The organism is Rhodococcus mengyinensis (assembly GCF_048381435.1).
Taxonomy (GTDB): domain Bacteria; phylum Actinomycetota; class Actinomycetes; order Mycobacteriales; family Mycobacteriaceae; genus Rhodococcus_F; species Rhodococcus_F opacus_D.
Genome location: NZ_JBLWIT010000127.1, coordinates 174,846 through 187,805, shown reverse-complemented (window position 1 = coordinate 187,805; position 12,960 = coordinate 174,846). Strand labels below are relative to the sequence as shown.

The following is a 12,960-nucleotide window of genomic DNA, read 5'->3' as shown; positions in this document are numbered from 1 at the left end:
CGACCTAGCCGTTGTCGAACCACCCCGCCGCCGTGGGCGAGGTGTTGTGCCAGATATGTTTCGTCTCCTGGTATTCCGCCAGACCGGTGGGACCGAGTTCGCGCCCGTTCCCCGACATCTTGAAGCCGCCCCACTCGGCGGCCGCGGTGTAGTAGCCGAAGTCGTTGAGCCACACCGTTCCGTGGCGCAGACCGCGCACCATCCGCTCGCCCCGCGCACTGTCGGCGGTCCGGACGCCGGCGGCGAGGCCGTATTCGGTGTCGTTGCCCAGTCGCAGCGCCTCCTCCTCCGTGCTGAAGCGCTCGACCGTGAGGATCGGTCCGAACGTCTCCTCCTGCACGAGGCGCATGGTGCGGTCGCAGTGGTCGAAGATGGTGGGCAGGTAGTAGCTCCCGTCCGCCAGCGCGGGATCGGAAGGCCGGGCTCCCCCGGTCACCAACCGGGCGCCCTCGGAGAGGCCGAGCGCCACGTACCGTTCGACCTTCTCCCGGTGGGCCTCCGATACCAGCGGGCCGGTTCGGCTCGCGGGATCGAGACCGTTGCCCATCCGGATCTTCTCCGCCCGCGCGGCCAGTGCGGCGACGAACCGGTCGGCGATGGACTCCTCGATGATCAGGCGGGTTCCCGCCGAGCACACCTGCCCGGAGTGCAGGAACACCCCGGTGAGCACCTGGTCCACAGAGTCGTCTCCGTCGGCGTCGGCGAAGACGATGTGCGGATTCTTGCCACCGAGTTCCACCGCCACCTTGGTGACGTTCTTCGCCGCGGTCTCGAGGATGACGCGTCCGGTGGCCAGCCCGCCGGTGAACGAGATGAAGTCGACGTCGGGGGTGCCCGTGAGCGCGGCGCCCAGGACGGCGCCGCTGCCCTGCACGAGGTTCACCACCCCGGCGGGGGCACCTGCTTCGGCGATCAGCGCGGTGAACGCGATGGTGCTGAGCGGGGTCACCTCGCTCGGTTTGAGGACCATGGTGCACCCGGCGGCCAGCGCGGGCGCCACCTTCCAGGAGATCTGCAGCAGCGGGTAGTTCCACGGTGCGATGAGCACGCACACACCGATCGGCTCACGCACCACCCGGCTGATCACCTCGGGCCGGCCGACATCGACCAGATTGTCGGCTTCGACCGCGGCGAGTTGCGCGTAGTACCGGAACACCGACACCACGTCGTCGATGTCGATCCTGCTCTCCTCCAGCGTTTTTCCGGTGTCGAGCGTCTCGATGCGTGCCAGGATCTCCTTGTCGCGCTCGAGGAGGTCGGCGATCCTCGCGACCAACGCCGTGCGCTCGGCGACGGGTGTGTGGGGCCAGGTTCCCTCGTCGAACGCCGCGCGGGCCGCGGCGACTGCGCGGGTCGCGTCCTCCGGGGAGGCCTCGTCGACGGTGGCGACCACCGATCCGTCGGCCGGATTGATGCAGTCCCGGGTCTCACCGGAACTGGAGCGGATCCACTGCCCGTCGACGAACAGGCCCGTGTTCAAGTGGTCATCGATCGACTGGTCCTGCATCACTCAACTCCGTGTCTCGCCGGAACGAACGCACCCCCTTTACGGTATGCCGTCGGAGTCGCGGTGGGCGGGGATCGCGCACACATGTCCGATTCGCGACGGTATCCGTCACCGAGAAGACTGTGTCCGGTAGCCGGACGCGCGTGCGCCTAGCGGCTGCGATAGCGTCGTCACGCGAACTCTTCGCACATTCCCGGACAGGACACACCTAGAAACGGAGCACCCGTGGTCGCGATCGGCAACTCGGATCTGGACATCTTTCCCCTGGCCCTCGGTGGTAACACCTTCGGCTGGACCAGTGACGAACCGACGTCGTTCGAGATCCTCGACGCCTTCGCCGCAGGCGGCGGCAACTTCGTCGACACGGCGGACTCGTACTCGGCGTTCGCCGAGGGCAACTCCGGCGGCGAGTCCGAGACCGTCCTCGGAAACTGGATGGCGTCCCGCGGCAACCGCGACCACATGGTGATCGCCACCAAGGTCAGCCAGCACCCGGAGTTCAAGGGGCTGGCCCCCGCCAACGTCCGCGCGGCGGCGGAGGCATCCCTGAAGCGGCTGCAGACCGACCACATCGACGTGTACTACGCCCACTTCGACGACGCCGACACTCCCCTCGTCGACACACTCGGCGCCTTCGACGAGCTCGTCCGCGACGGACTCGTCCGCCACGTCGCCATCTCCAACTACTCGCCCGAGCGCATCCGCGAGTGGCTGTCCCTGACGGCCGAGAACGGCTTCGCTGCCCCGATCGCGCTGCAGCCGCACTACAACCTGGTGCACCGCCACGACTACGAGCCCGAGGTGGCCGCGATCGCCACCGAGAACGGCCTGGGCGTCTTCCCGTACTACTCGCTCGCCGCGGGCTTCCTCGCGGGCAAGTACCGCACCCAGGCCGACCTGGACGGTCAGCCCCGCCAGCGGATGGCGACCCGCTACTTCTCCGAGTCCGGTCTCGCCGTCGTCGACGCCCTGGCCGAGATCGCCGACACGCACTCGGCGGAAATCTCGACCATCGCGCTCGCGTGGCTCCTCACCCGGCCCGGCATCACCGCGCCGATCGCGAGCGCGAGCCGCCTCGAACAACTTCCCGCGCTACTCGACGCCCCGACCGTGACCCTGACCGCATCCGAGATCAGCCGGCTCACGACCCTCTCGGACGCGATCGGCGCCTGACCTCAGCTCAGCAGCTTGCCCCGGAGCCGGTCGACGGTCGCCGCGCTCAGACCGAGACCCTCGGTGAGATAGCGGTCGACCGTGCCGTACTGCTCGGTGAGCCGGCCGAGCCCGGCCTCGAGGTAGCTCCGGTCGACGCCCAGCAGCGGCTGGTAGATCTGCGCCACCGCCTCGCCGCGGCTGGCGGCGATCTGGTCGTACGTGATCTTCATCGACGCGGCGGTGTAGTCGTTGGTGAGCAGATAGTCATCGAAGATGGTGTCCTGCGGGACGCCCGCGATGGAGAGCAGCAGCGCGGACGCCCAGCCGGTGCGGTCCTTGCCCGCCGTGCAGTGGAAGATCTGCGGCCCCTCGGTATCGGCCAATGACGTCAGGAGTTGCGCGAACCCGGCCCGGGTCGCCGCGTCGTCGACGAAGCTACGGTTCATCTGCTGCATGAACGCGACGGCGTCGGCGGGCGACTTCAGTTGCGCGACTGCGGCCCCGAGGTCTCCGGACAGGATGGGGATGCCGAGGTAGCGCGGCCCGGCCGGGAGCCGGTCGGGCTTCGCCGCCACCTCCTCGACGGTCCGCACGTCGTACACCGCCGTCAGTCCGAGCCCCGTGAGGACGGCGAGATCCTGATCGTTCGGAACCAGAGCGTTCGAACGGTAGAACACTCCCCTCGTGACGTGCCCTCCGCGGGTGGTGGCGTACCCACGGCCCGTTCCCCCGACGTCGCGGAAGTTGTCGACCGACGCCAGTCGAGGTGTCTCGACGACCGGGCCCGCGCTCCCGAAGTCGGACGAACCGAATCCCGGGAGGCTGATTCCGGGCAGCGACAGCGGGTCCGCCGAAGCGAGCGCAGGCGTGCCGAAACCCGCGAACAGGACGCTGCCGGTGATCAGCACCGCGGCGGTGGAGGTGACGCGTCGAGACATGGGGGAAGCCTTTCGATGGGCTGTCGGGGAGATCCGCTCGTCCGGCATGTCCGGAGTGTCAGCGGGTAACCCACATCACAGTGGTCGGACGTTTCCCGTGGCTACGAGTTGTTCCGATCACCGGGAGAACCCGTTTCCCGCCGGCGGCGCCCACAGCAGACTCGGGCCGTCGGCAGCCGACGTGCCCGACGAAGATGACTCTTTGACGACGAGGATGTGAGCTGAGATGACCGAGACCGCACAGCAACTGGCGGGGAAGGTTGTGATCGTGACCGGGGCGGCGCGGGGGCTCGGCGCGGCCTTCGCCCAGCGCATCGTCGACGAGGGCGGCAGCGTCGTGGTCGGCGACGTTCTCGACGACGACGGCCGCGCGATCGTCGACCAACTCGGTGAGCGGGCGCGGTACAGCCACCTCGACGTCACGGACCCGCAGCAGTGGCAGGCCGCGGTCGACGTGGCGACGAGCGAATTCGGACGCGTCGACGGCCTCGTCAACAACGCCGGCATCTCCACCGGCCAATACATCGAGCACGAACCGCTCGAACACTTCCGGACGGTCCTCGACATCAACCTGACCGGCGTGTTCAACGGTCTGCAGGCCGTGATCGGTCCGATGCGCGCCGCCGGCGGCGGATCGATCGTCAACATCTCGTCGGCCGCCGGTCTGATGGGACTCGCGCTGACCGCCGGTTACGGCGCGTCCAAGTGGGGCGTGCGCGGGCTCACGAAGATCGCCGCCGTGGAACTGGGCACCGACCGGATCCGCGTCAATTCCGTCCACCCGGGGATGACGTACACCCCGATGACCGCGGGCCTCGGAATCCAGCAGGGCGAGGGCAACTACCCGAACACTCCCATGGCCCGGGTCGGCGTGCCCGAGGAGATCGCCGGTGCCGTCGGGTTCCTGCTGTCCGACGCGTCCACGTACGTCACCGGGGCGGAACTGGCCGTCGACGGCGGATGGACCGCGGGGCCGACCGTCAAATACGTCATGGGCCAATGAGATCGAATTCGGCAAACACACGAGGAGCACAGATCATGAATCGCTTCGACAACCGGCGGATCCTGGTGACCGGAGCCGCATCGGGCATCGGACAGGCCACCGCCCTCCGCCTGCTCGAGGAAGGCGGCACCGTCGTGGCAGCCGACGTGTCCGAGGACGGCCTCGCGCGGACAGCGGAACTGGCCGAGGCAGCAGGCACGGCAGGGCGACTCAGCGTGGCCGCAATCGACATCGGCGACGAGAAGTCCGTCACCGACGGCGTGAGCCGCAGCGTCGAGAAGCTCGGCGGACTGGACGTACTCGTGAACGCCGCGGGCATCCTCCGCGCCTCGCACACCCACGAGACGTCGCTGGACGTGTGGAATCAGGTGATCGGGATCAACCTCACCGGCACGTTCCTCATGGTCCGCGAATGCCTGCCCGCGCTGCTGCGCAACGACCGCAGCGTGGTCGTGAACTTCAGTTCCACGTCCGCCGCGTTCGCGCACCCCTACATGGCCGCGTACGCCGCGAGCAAGGGCGGCATCCAGTCGTTCACCCATGCACTGGCTCTCGAATACGGCAAGCAGGGTCTGCGCGCCGTCGGTGTCGCCCCCGGCAGCATCAAGACCGGCATCACCGACGCCACATCCGGATACGTTCCGTCCGATGCCGATTGGAGCCTGTTCGCCAAACTCTCACCCATCCTGCCCACCACCCTGGAATCGGGCGGCGCGGCGATGGGCGGACCCGAGCAGGTCGCCGGAGTCGTCGCCATGCTCGCCTCCGACGACGGCGCGTTCGTCACCGGAACCGAGATCCGCATCGACGGCGGAACCCACGCCTGACCGGTTGAACCCTTGCGCGTGCGACGGCGGCACGTAGGTTGGACACATGAGCCTGCCCACCCCTGCCGCCGATCGCACCGCGCTCGTCACCGGAGCGTCGTCCGGGATCGGTGCGGCCCTCAGCCGTGAACTCAGCCGCCGCGGTCACCAGGTGGTGCTCGTCGCCCGCCGAGCCGAGAAGTTGGAGGAACTGGCCACCGAGCTACGGGCCGCAGGTGGTCGGGCGCATGTGCTGGGTGCCGATCTCGCCGACCGCTCGGCCCGCGCGACGTTGCTCGACCGGGTCGGCGAGCTCGGGCTCACCCTCGACATCCTCGTCAACAACGCCGGCCTGTCCACGCTCGGCCCGGTGGCCGCGTCCGACCCGGACGCCGAGATGAACATGATCGAGGTCGACGTCATGGCCGTCGCCGACCTCTGCAGCCGCGCCCTGCCCGGCATGGTGCAACGACGCCGAGGAGCCGTCCTCAACGTCGCCTCCACGGCCGCGTTCCAGCCGCTGCCCGGACAGGCTGCCTACGCCGCCGGAAAGGCATTCGTCCTCTCCTACACCGAGAGCCTCACCGGCGAACTGAAGGGCACCGGTGTCACCGCGACCGCCCTCTGCCCCGGACCCGTCGACACCGGTTTCGGTGAGACAGCCGGCTTCGCGAAGGAAGACGCCGAAGCCGCACTGCCCAACTTCATGTGGGAAAGCCCCGAATCCGTGGCCAGGACCGGAATCGACGGCCTCGACAAGGGGCATATGATCGCCATCCCCGGCCTCGCGAACCGGGCCGCGTCCGTGTTCGCCCACCTCGCGCCGAACAAGCTCCTCGTCCCCGTCCTGGCCAGCCGTCATCCAGGTTTGCGGACGTAGAAACTGTGGCCGGTTTACTGTGGCCGGGTGGAGATGACTACCGCTACTCGCCGATTCACACAGATCACCGTTGCCGGGGCCGTCGCTGCCGCCGCCCTTCTCGGGAGCGCCGGTGTGGCCGCGGCCGCCGAATGGCCGCCGATACCCACCGAGCCCAGTCCGGTCGCGCCGTTCGACAACCAGAACTTCCTCACCCCCACCGATCTCGACTATTGGAATCCGTTCATCAGCGCGAACCGGCTCACGTCACCGTTCGGAACCGCCAACCGCATCGTCTGCACCGCAGTCCACGGCGTGCTGCTCGACTGCTGGCAAGCCGACCAGAACGGCCAACCACACAAACTCGTCAAGTTGTCCATGGATTTCCCCGGATCCCTCGGCGCCACCCTCCCCGGCGGAGGTCCCGGGCACTTCGTCTACCCGGGCTTCATTCCGGGTATTTGAACCCGACTTACAACGGGTCGCCCGCGACCCGTCCTGCCGGCAGCGTGCGGCCGCAGATCATCAGCGCGAGATCCTCGCCCGCTCCCCGTAATTCGGCGCCCGACCCGTACGACCAGTCGAGATCCGTGGCCCGCAGTGCGCGCCCCTCGATGTCGATACCGAAATTCGAGTGCCCACCACCCGCGGTGAGATCGTTGAGAACGACGCGAATCGTCTCCTCGGGTACTCGGCGCGGCACCCCCAGCGGCACGGTGGCGTCGAGACCGTGAATCACCACGTGATTCAGCGCGCCGTGATAGCCGCCGCCCGGCGGCGCCCAGTGGCGCATGGCGTCCGAGCGCACGTTGGCGACGAGTTCGGTTGTTGCCAGTGCGGCGTCGCGCCCGGCGATCTCGTTCGACAGTCGGGTGAAGTCGAAGTCGCACTCACGCAGACGCGCCATGAACTCGTCCCCCGAGTAGCGCGCCGCCATGGTCAGATGCGCGACGACTTCCCGAATTCGCCACCCCTCGCACAGCGACGGCGTGTCCCACTCCGCCTCGGAGATCCCGTCGAGCAGATCGGCGAGTGCCGAGAACTCGTTCGCGACCGCACGTTGCAGATCAGCGTCATCGGTCATCGCACCCAGCCCCCACATCTTTCTCGACGAGAGTCCCACACCACCGTAGCCGGGTATTGCCTTGGTCGAGCATGATTGATAGGATCGAACATACATTCGAACCTTGGGGGAGGTTGGTTGTGGGGGAATTGATTGCAGCAGATCTGGCCGAGTTGCGTGCGTTCACGGCGCGGCTACGAGCGGTCTCCGCTGGCGGTGATGCGGGGTTGGGGATCGAGTGGCTCGATGCGATCGAGACGTTGAAGTCGGTCGGGTGTGCGGTGCAGGCGGTGATCGCCGACGGCGTCGCCACGAGTATTCGTGCGGACCGCAGGGCTCGGGGGTTGCCGCGGGCGGACTGGGACCGCGGCATTGCCTCGCAGATTGCGTTGGCGCGCAGGGAGTCCCCGAACCGTGGTGGTCGGCATCTGGGTTTCGCTCAGGCGTTGGTGCACGAGATGCCCCACACCCTGGCCCTGTTGCGGTCGGGCCGGCTGAACGAATGGCGAGCCACGCTGCTTGTGCGGGAGACGGCGTGCCTGTCGGCGACGGATCGGGGCATCGTGGACCGTCGGTTGTGTTCGGACCCGGCCACTCTCGACGGCGTCGGCGACCGGGGTCTGATCGCGCGGGCGAAAGCGTTGGCGGTCGAACTCGATGCCGCGGCCGTTGTAGCCCGGCATCGTAAGGCGGTGTCCGAGCGTCGGGTCACGACACGGCCGGCGCCGGACTCGATGGCATATCTGAGTGTGCTGATGCCGGTCGAGCAGGCGGTGTGTCTGCAGGCCACGTTGGGTCGGGATGCGGACAGTCTGATTGCCACCGGGAACAGCGGCGGCCGGACTCGCAATCAGCTGATGGTGGACCTGTTGTTCGAGCGCGGCAGCGGAGCATCCGCAGCATCGGGTGTGCCGGTGGCGGTGAATCTGGTGCTCTCGGACGAGACCTTGCTGGCCGGTGGGCACGAGGCGGCGCAGTTGCAGGGGTTCGGGCCGGTGCCGGCGGGGATTGCCCGGCAGTTGGTGGCAGATTCTGTCGATGCCGACGCGGAGACGTCGTTGCAGCGGGTGTATTCCTGCCCGCAGTCGGGGTCGTTGACCGCGATGGAATCGCAATCCCGCATATTTCCGAAGGGCCTGCGACAGCTGATCGACCTGCGGGACCGGACGTGCCGAATCCCGTGGTGTGACGCGCCGATCCGGCATCACGACCACATCCGCTCACGTCGAGAATCCGGTGCCACGACGGCGGACAACGGGTCCGGCCTGTGCGAGGCATGTAACTATGCGAAGGAAGGCGAGGGATGGACCGCCCGCCCGGTCGCTCGTCCCGGCGGCCGGCATCTGATCGATCTCGGCACCCCGACCGGACATCACTACCGGTCCACGGCGCCTCCGTTACCGACCCCGGCGTACCTGCGCGTGTCATGAGGTGGTGGCGGGAGCCGAGTCAGACCCGGCCGTCTCGCCTGTTGTGCAACGCGCAGAGAGTCGGGATCGATACACCGGCCACAAGTGAGGACCGTGGTCGAGCACATCGCCGCCCGACAGGACGTATGCGAATTCCGGCGGGCCCTGGACGAGTTGTTCGCGTTCCTGCTCGCAGGCGACGACCCTCACACCTCGGAATTGGACCGCGCCAGGCTCCACCGGCTGACTACCCGGATACAGGAGGCCACCGCCACCCTGCGGCGGGGTGGGCTGCGAGTGCACTACCTCGGATTCGGGAGCGTGGAAATCTCCCGGTGACCGGCAATACCCGGCCACAAAAACAGGCACCCCACCCCGCCGGATGGCCGATTCCCAGACGCGTGCGAAGACACGACTATGAACGAACCCGATCCGTTCTTCACACGCTAGAGGCATCCATGCTCGAAAACACCGCCCCATCCGCTGCACAAACCAGCATCCCCTGTCGACCTCACCCCAGGCGCAGCCGAATCGGCGACCATGCCGCCGCAGCCCGAAGGCGGCGCGTCCAGACCGGCGTTCCCGCAACCTCATCGCCTGAGCTCGACTGGTTACGGAATGCACTGCGTGCCTGCGATCTTCTCGCCAGCGTGCACTCCATCAGCCCCTCGGACCGGGCGCTCGTTGCCTTCGCCATCGAGTGGGCTCCCTACCGCGGCGCTGACGCCGAGGAATTGTTCATCAAATTCGGCGTTCAACGAAACAGGTTCCTAGTTCTCCTCCAAGCAGCGATAGCCCCGCGACCATCAGACGTCGAGCGCCTACGCATCCTCAAGACAACCCTCTGCAACGACCTCCTCCGCGCATGGAGCGACGTGCCCCCGTGTGTCGACGCCGAACCGACGATCCACCGGTTCGTTTCGGCGAAGGCGACCGCATCGGAGTGACCGACGACGGTGGCATCGACGAGGTAAGTGGAGGAAGAATTGTTAGATCCAGTCGATGTGGACGGATTCGATGTGGTCGAAGTGGAATCCGAACTGGTCGCTATACGTGTCGAAACCCTTGCTCGCGGGGTAGTCAAGGGTGGCGTGCCGCTCGAGAATTGCAACGACCCGGGCGTGATCGTCGTCGGCCAGCGCGGCGGCCAGTTTGCGGGAGTCGTCGCCGCTGAACGGTGTGTCCGAGTTCGCGAAATCCAGGGTGCGGACCCGGTAGTCATATCCGTCGCCGGCGCCGTTGCGGACCTCGACTCCGCCCTTGACGCGGACGACCGCCTTCTTCGGCATTCCGTCCGGACCCAATACGCCCGCGCGCTTCATGATGTCCTCGACCTTGACGTTCTCGAGCTTCTTGCTGGCGTCGGCACGCAACGCGTTCATTTCCCCGGAGCGATACCGCGAGATAGCCGAGCGGGAACAGCCGATCTTGGCAGCAACAGCATCGATACCACCGAGGCGCTCGATCGCCACACGGCGTTGCGCACACTCGAGGACGTCCGCGTGTGGGATGCGGCCAAGTTGGGCCCACCGGCGCAACGTGGGAGCCGACGGCGGTGTGCGGCCGGCATCGATCGCGGCCTGCCGCAACCCTTCGTTGCCGAGCTCCTCACACAACTGCTTCACCGAGACCTTGCTGGTCAATCCGGCCAGCCCACCACCCTTGACCTGCTTCGACTTCTCCACGCCGCTGATCGCGGCATTGGACACAGAAACCGCGAGACCGTCGAGACCGACCGCCTCCCGCGGCAGCTTCTTTGTGCGCGGCTTCGGAAGATGTTGGGCCATCAGTCGTCCTCTTCCTCGGCGAAAGCCGCCGTGATCGCAAGACTCGACGAACTGGACATCACCGAGGCGACGAAACGGTTCATCGGCTCATGCTACGAAGGGCTATATCGTGAGGCTGGTCTTGCACCCTCGGTCGCCGGGGTGATCCGTAACAGCACCCGCGGCTTCTGCCGACGCGCGAGGATGCGTTCGACGAACATCACGATCCGGTATTCCAGCCCGTACTCGTCCCGGATGGTGCCGGCCATCCTTCGGCTGGTGGACTCGTCGGTGACGATCTCGGCCTCTGCGACAACCGGGTCGACCCCGGCGTCCACTTTTCCCCGCCGCGAACACGGGCGAAGTTCGACGCGCGGGTTGTTGCGTAGCCGCTTCACCTTTCCGCTGTCCTCCGGAGTGGTGACGACGAGAGCGTCGCCGTCTCGCGCGATCCAGACCGGCGTCGACACGGGCACCCCGGACCGGCGGAACGTGGTGAGAGAGACGAACGATTCGTCTCCGAGCGCGATGAATGTCACTTGCTCCCACCCGACCAGGACGTGAGTTCGGCGATGTCTCCGTACAGCGTCGACTGGTAGGTGAGCATCAGTTCCTCCACCCCGCCGAACTGATCGCCGACGTGATGGGTGTTCTCCGCCGACAGCTCGCGGTCGCCGGAGCGTGAGATGAGTTCGTCGATGCGGCTGTCGAGACTCATCGCCCGGTTGACCGCCAGCACGGACCGCAGTTGCACCTCGGCTCGGGACAGCAGGTCGCCGATTCGTGCGAGTGCGGCGACGCGGTCGACCAGTTGATCCCACACCGGCTTCAGTGCGTTCTGCCGGGCCTCGATCTGTCGACGGGCCGTGTCGGAATGGGTGGCACGCAGCGCTTCGTCGAGTTCGGTCCGGATTCCGCGCAGCGCCACGGTGTCGACGGCGATCTGTGTCAGTTCTTCGGCGAGGTCGAGTTGGTACCGCTGGATCGCAAAGTGCTCCGAATGCCAGACTGCGGAACCGTCGATCCTGTCGAAGAGCATCCCCGCCAGGTAGAGCAGGGTGTCGTACGAGTCGGCGAATCTGTCGTTGTCGAGATCGACGCCCTTGCCGATGGCCTCGGCGACGCGGCGGCCGACTGCGGCCATCGGGGTGTTTTCGGCGGCCTGGCCGAGGCGTTCCGCCGCGGTGCCGCGGGCGTAGTTGCCTGCACGTTCGAGCGCGGTGCCGGCGATCGGCGCCGGTGTGCGTTGCAGCGCCCGGAACAGCGCCTCACGCTGCTCGAGATCGAGATGGACACCCTCACGCCGATCCCGGCGCATCGCCCGGACACCGTTGCCGTAGTGCGCCGGCGACATCACGACCGTGGACCGAGACGACTGCAGCTTGCGAGCCAGTTCGGTGGCACGGTATTTGAACAGTAGTTGCGCCGGTCCGGGGCGCAGGCTGTCGGCGCGGCGCGCCACCTGGTGGTACTCGTCCGTCAACAGACGCAGGGCCCCGAAGCCGCCGAGCGACGGGATGGTGCGGCCCGCGCGACGCCGGTGGGTGAGTACCTGCCGGGTAGGCGAATCGAGGTGTCCGGCGGCGATCAGGACGGCAGCGGCGTCCGACAACGGGGCGTGCGTGCCTGTGATCGCGGATCGTTCACACCATTGGCGGACCTGCAGGGAGATGCGTGCACGCCGCTCCTCGTACTGGGTGCTTTCCGACATCGGACCTCCTGGCGGTTCACTGGTCACCACTGTCCCAGAATTTCGTCCGACGCGCCGCGACCACTCGGGGCGGGGTGCGGTTCTAGGCTCTCCCTCATGACCTTCACGGTGCGTGCGGTGCTTCTGTTCGCGACGGCGTTGGTGGTGGCCGGTTGCGGTCGCGCAGTCGACGGATCTCCCGAGACCGGCGCCGTCGCGGGGCCCGCGACCACTCCGACCGTGACGACCGCACCGAAGACCACCGCACCGAAGACGACCACCACCACCAGCCCGACCACGACGACGTCGCGCCCCACCACCACCACGACGACGACCACCACGAACACCCCGGCCCAGGCAGACCCGCAGACGTTTGCGGGCACCGCGGCGGGGAGCTACTACTTCACGACACCGAGCACCAAGTTCCACTGCGCGATCCTCACCGGCGGCGACGTCCCGACCGCCGGCTGTCACGGGCCCATGCCGGCGTCGGCGCCGAAGGTTCCGGGCGCGGGCGCGTCCGGCAGCCCGGTGACGCCCAACGCGATCGAGGTCGCCGGTGGCCGCCCCGGTCAGTTCGCCAGCGCCGGCGACCCCCGGTACTACCCGCTCGACCGATCTGCCGCCCCCGCACTGTCGTACGGCACCGCGTTACACGTGAACGACCTGACGTGCCTCGTCGACGAGACGTCCGGGGTCACGTGCCGTAGCGACGCGGGCCACGGATTCACGCTCTCGGACAGCGCGTTTCGAGTGTGGTGAGC

General features: G+C 67.5%; 15 protein-coding genes. 9 read left to right on the top strand and 6 right to left on the bottom strand.

Annotated elements, in window-relative coordinates:
* Positions 1-4 precede the first annotated feature (4 nt).
* Positions 5-1,507: an aldehyde dehydrogenase family protein gene (locus ACNJ7E_RS30220; protein ID WP_283331114.1), complete on the bottom strand. Its 1,503-nt coding sequence runs from the start codon at positions 1,505-1,507 to the stop codon at positions 5-7.
* A 225-nt stretch (positions 1,508-1,732) separates the two neighbouring features.
* On the opposite strand from ACNJ7E_RS30220, the gene ACNJ7E_RS30215 reads away from it, so the two are divergent.
* A complete protein-coding gene (locus ACNJ7E_RS30215) occupies positions 1,733-2,680 on the top strand; it encodes an aldo/keto reductase (protein ID WP_280779998.1) in 948 nt (315 codons plus the stop codon).
* Positions 2,681-2,682: 2 nt separating this feature from the next.
* Here the strand turns inward: ACNJ7E_RS30215 and ACNJ7E_RS30210 are convergent, their stop codons facing one another.
* Positions 2,683-3,600: a tyrosine-protein phosphatase gene (locus ACNJ7E_RS30210; RefSeq protein ID WP_418341670.1), complete on the bottom strand. Its 918-nt coding sequence runs from the start codon at positions 3,598-3,600 to the stop codon at positions 2,683-2,685.
* Positions 3,601-3,826: 226 nt separating this feature from the next.
* On the opposite strand from ACNJ7E_RS30210, the gene ACNJ7E_RS30205 reads away from it, so the two are divergent.
* From ACNJ7E_RS30205 to ACNJ7E_RS30190, 4 genes are read left to right on the top strand one after another with little or no spacing between them, the layout of a single operon-like run.
* The gene (locus ACNJ7E_RS30205) at positions 3,827-4,603 is read left to right on the top strand and encodes an SDR family oxidoreductase (RefSeq protein WP_280779996.1); all 777 of its coding nucleotides are present in this window, start codon (positions 3,827-3,829) and stop codon (positions 4,601-4,603) included.
* 35 nt (positions 4,604-4,638) lie between these two features.
* Positions 4,639-5,430 (top strand): SDR family NAD(P)-dependent oxidoreductase, encoded by a 792-nt coding sequence (locus ACNJ7E_RS30200; protein ID WP_280779995.1) that lies wholly within the window; start codon positions 4,639-4,641, stop codon positions 5,428-5,430.
* Between the two features lie 46 nt (positions 5,431-5,476).
* Positions 5,477-6,289 (top strand): SDR family NAD(P)-dependent oxidoreductase, encoded by an 813-nt coding sequence (locus tag ACNJ7E_RS30195; RefSeq protein ID WP_418341669.1) that lies wholly within the window; start codon positions 5,477-5,479, stop codon positions 6,287-6,289.
* Between the two features lie 33 nt (positions 6,290-6,322).
* On the top strand, positions 6,323-6,733 hold the full coding sequence (locus ACNJ7E_RS30190) for a hypothetical protein (protein WP_418341668.1): 411 nt from the start codon (positions 6,323-6,325) through the stop codon (positions 6,731-6,733).
* Positions 6,734-6,740: 7 nt separating this feature from the next.
* Here ACNJ7E_RS30190 and ACNJ7E_RS30185 read toward each other — a convergent pair whose 3' ends face one another.
* Complete coding sequence (locus ACNJ7E_RS30185) at positions 6,741-7,352, bottom strand: maleylpyruvate isomerase family mycothiol-dependent enzyme (RefSeq protein ID WP_418341667.1); 612 nt, start codon at positions 7,350-7,352, stop codon at positions 6,741-6,743.
* A gap of 119 nt (positions 7,353-7,471) precedes the next feature.
* Here ACNJ7E_RS30185 and ACNJ7E_RS30180 point away from each other — a divergent pair, with 119 nt between their 5' ends.
* From ACNJ7E_RS30180 to ACNJ7E_RS30170, 3 genes are all read left to right on the top strand, one after another.
* Positions 7,472-8,761 carry an HNH endonuclease gene (locus ACNJ7E_RS30180; protein ID WP_418341666.1) on the top strand — a complete coding sequence of 430 codons (1,290 nt, stop codon included), beginning with the start codon at positions 7,472-7,474 and terminating at the stop codon, positions 8,759-8,761.
* A 93-nt stretch (positions 8,762-8,854) separates the two neighbouring features.
* Positions 8,855-9,079 (top strand): hypothetical protein, encoded by a 225-nt coding sequence (locus ACNJ7E_RS30175; protein ID WP_280779988.1) that lies wholly within the window; start codon positions 8,855-8,857, stop codon positions 9,077-9,079.
* A 311-nt stretch (positions 9,080-9,390) separates the two neighbouring features.
* Entirely contained in the window at positions 9,391-9,687 is a 297-nt protein-coding gene (locus ACNJ7E_RS30170) for a hypothetical protein (RefSeq protein ID WP_280779987.1), read from the top strand.
* A gap of 42 nt (positions 9,688-9,729) precedes the next feature.
* Here the strand turns inward: ACNJ7E_RS30170 and ACNJ7E_RS30165 are convergent, their stop codons facing one another.
* The 3 genes from ACNJ7E_RS30165 to ACNJ7E_RS30155 form a co-directional block, all read right to left on the bottom strand.
* The gene (locus ACNJ7E_RS30165; protein ID WP_418341665.1) at positions 9,730-10,527 is read right to left on the bottom strand and encodes a hypothetical protein; all 798 of its coding nucleotides are present in this window, start codon (positions 10,525-10,527) and stop codon (positions 9,730-9,732) included.
* 92 nt (positions 10,528-10,619) lie between these two features.
* A complete protein-coding gene (locus ACNJ7E_RS30160; RefSeq protein ID WP_280779985.1) occupies positions 10,620-11,045 on the bottom strand; it encodes a PPOX class F420-dependent oxidoreductase in 426 nt (141 codons plus the stop codon).
* Positions 11,042-12,217 carry a hypothetical protein gene (locus tag ACNJ7E_RS30155; protein WP_280779984.1) on the bottom strand — a complete coding sequence of 392 codons (1,176 nt, stop codon included), beginning with the start codon at positions 12,215-12,217 and terminating at the stop codon, positions 11,042-11,044. The genes ACNJ7E_RS30160 and ACNJ7E_RS30155 overlap by 4 nt, the downstream gene beginning before the upstream one ends.
* A gap of 96 nt (positions 12,218-12,313) precedes the next feature.
* On the opposite strand from ACNJ7E_RS30155, the gene ACNJ7E_RS30150 reads away from it, so the two are divergent.
* Positions 12,314-12,958 (top strand): hypothetical protein, encoded by a 645-nt coding sequence (locus ACNJ7E_RS30150; RefSeq protein ID WP_418341664.1) that lies wholly within the window; start codon positions 12,314-12,316, stop codon positions 12,956-12,958.
* Positions 12,959-12,960: the final 2 nt, after the last annotated feature.

Bases quoted from the DNA above. Each gene is read 5' to 3' on its own strand.
- ACNJ7E_RS30150 (WP_418341664.1), top strand. From the start codon at position 12,314: ATGACCTTCACGGTGCGTGCGGTGCTTCTGTTCGCGACGGCGTTGGTG.
- ACNJ7E_RS30185 (WP_418341667.1), bottom strand. From the start codon at position 7,352: ATGACCGATGACGCTGATCTGCAACGTGCGGTCGCGAACGAGTTCTCG.
- ACNJ7E_RS30220 (WP_283331114.1), bottom strand. From the start codon at position 1,507: ATGCAGGACCAGTCGATCGATGACCACTTGAACACGGGCCTGTTCGTC.
- ACNJ7E_RS30165 (WP_418341665.1), bottom strand. From the start codon at position 10,527: ATGGCCCAACATCTTCCGAAGCCGCGCACAAAGAAGCTGCCGCGGGAG.
- ACNJ7E_RS30200 (WP_280779995.1), top strand. From the start codon at position 4,639: ATGAATCGCTTCGACAACCGGCGGATCCTGGTGACCGGAGCCGCATCG.
- ACNJ7E_RS30195 (WP_418341669.1), top strand. From the start codon at position 5,477: ATGAGCCTGCCCACCCCTGCCGCCGATCGCACCGCGCTCGTCACCGGA.
- ACNJ7E_RS30205 (WP_280779996.1), top strand. From the start codon at position 3,827: ATGACCGAGACCGCACAGCAACTGGCGGGGAAGGTTGTGATCGTGACC.
- ACNJ7E_RS30155 (WP_280779984.1), bottom strand. From the start codon at position 12,217: ATGTCGGAAAGCACCCAGTACGAGGAGCGGCGTGCACGCATCTCCCTG.
- ACNJ7E_RS30190 (WP_418341668.1), top strand. From the start codon at position 6,323: ATGACTACCGCTACTCGCCGATTCACACAGATCACCGTTGCCGGGGCC.
- ACNJ7E_RS30210 (WP_418341670.1), bottom strand. From the start codon at position 3,600: ATGTCTCGACGCGTCACCTCCACCGCCGCGGTGCTGATCACCGGCAGC.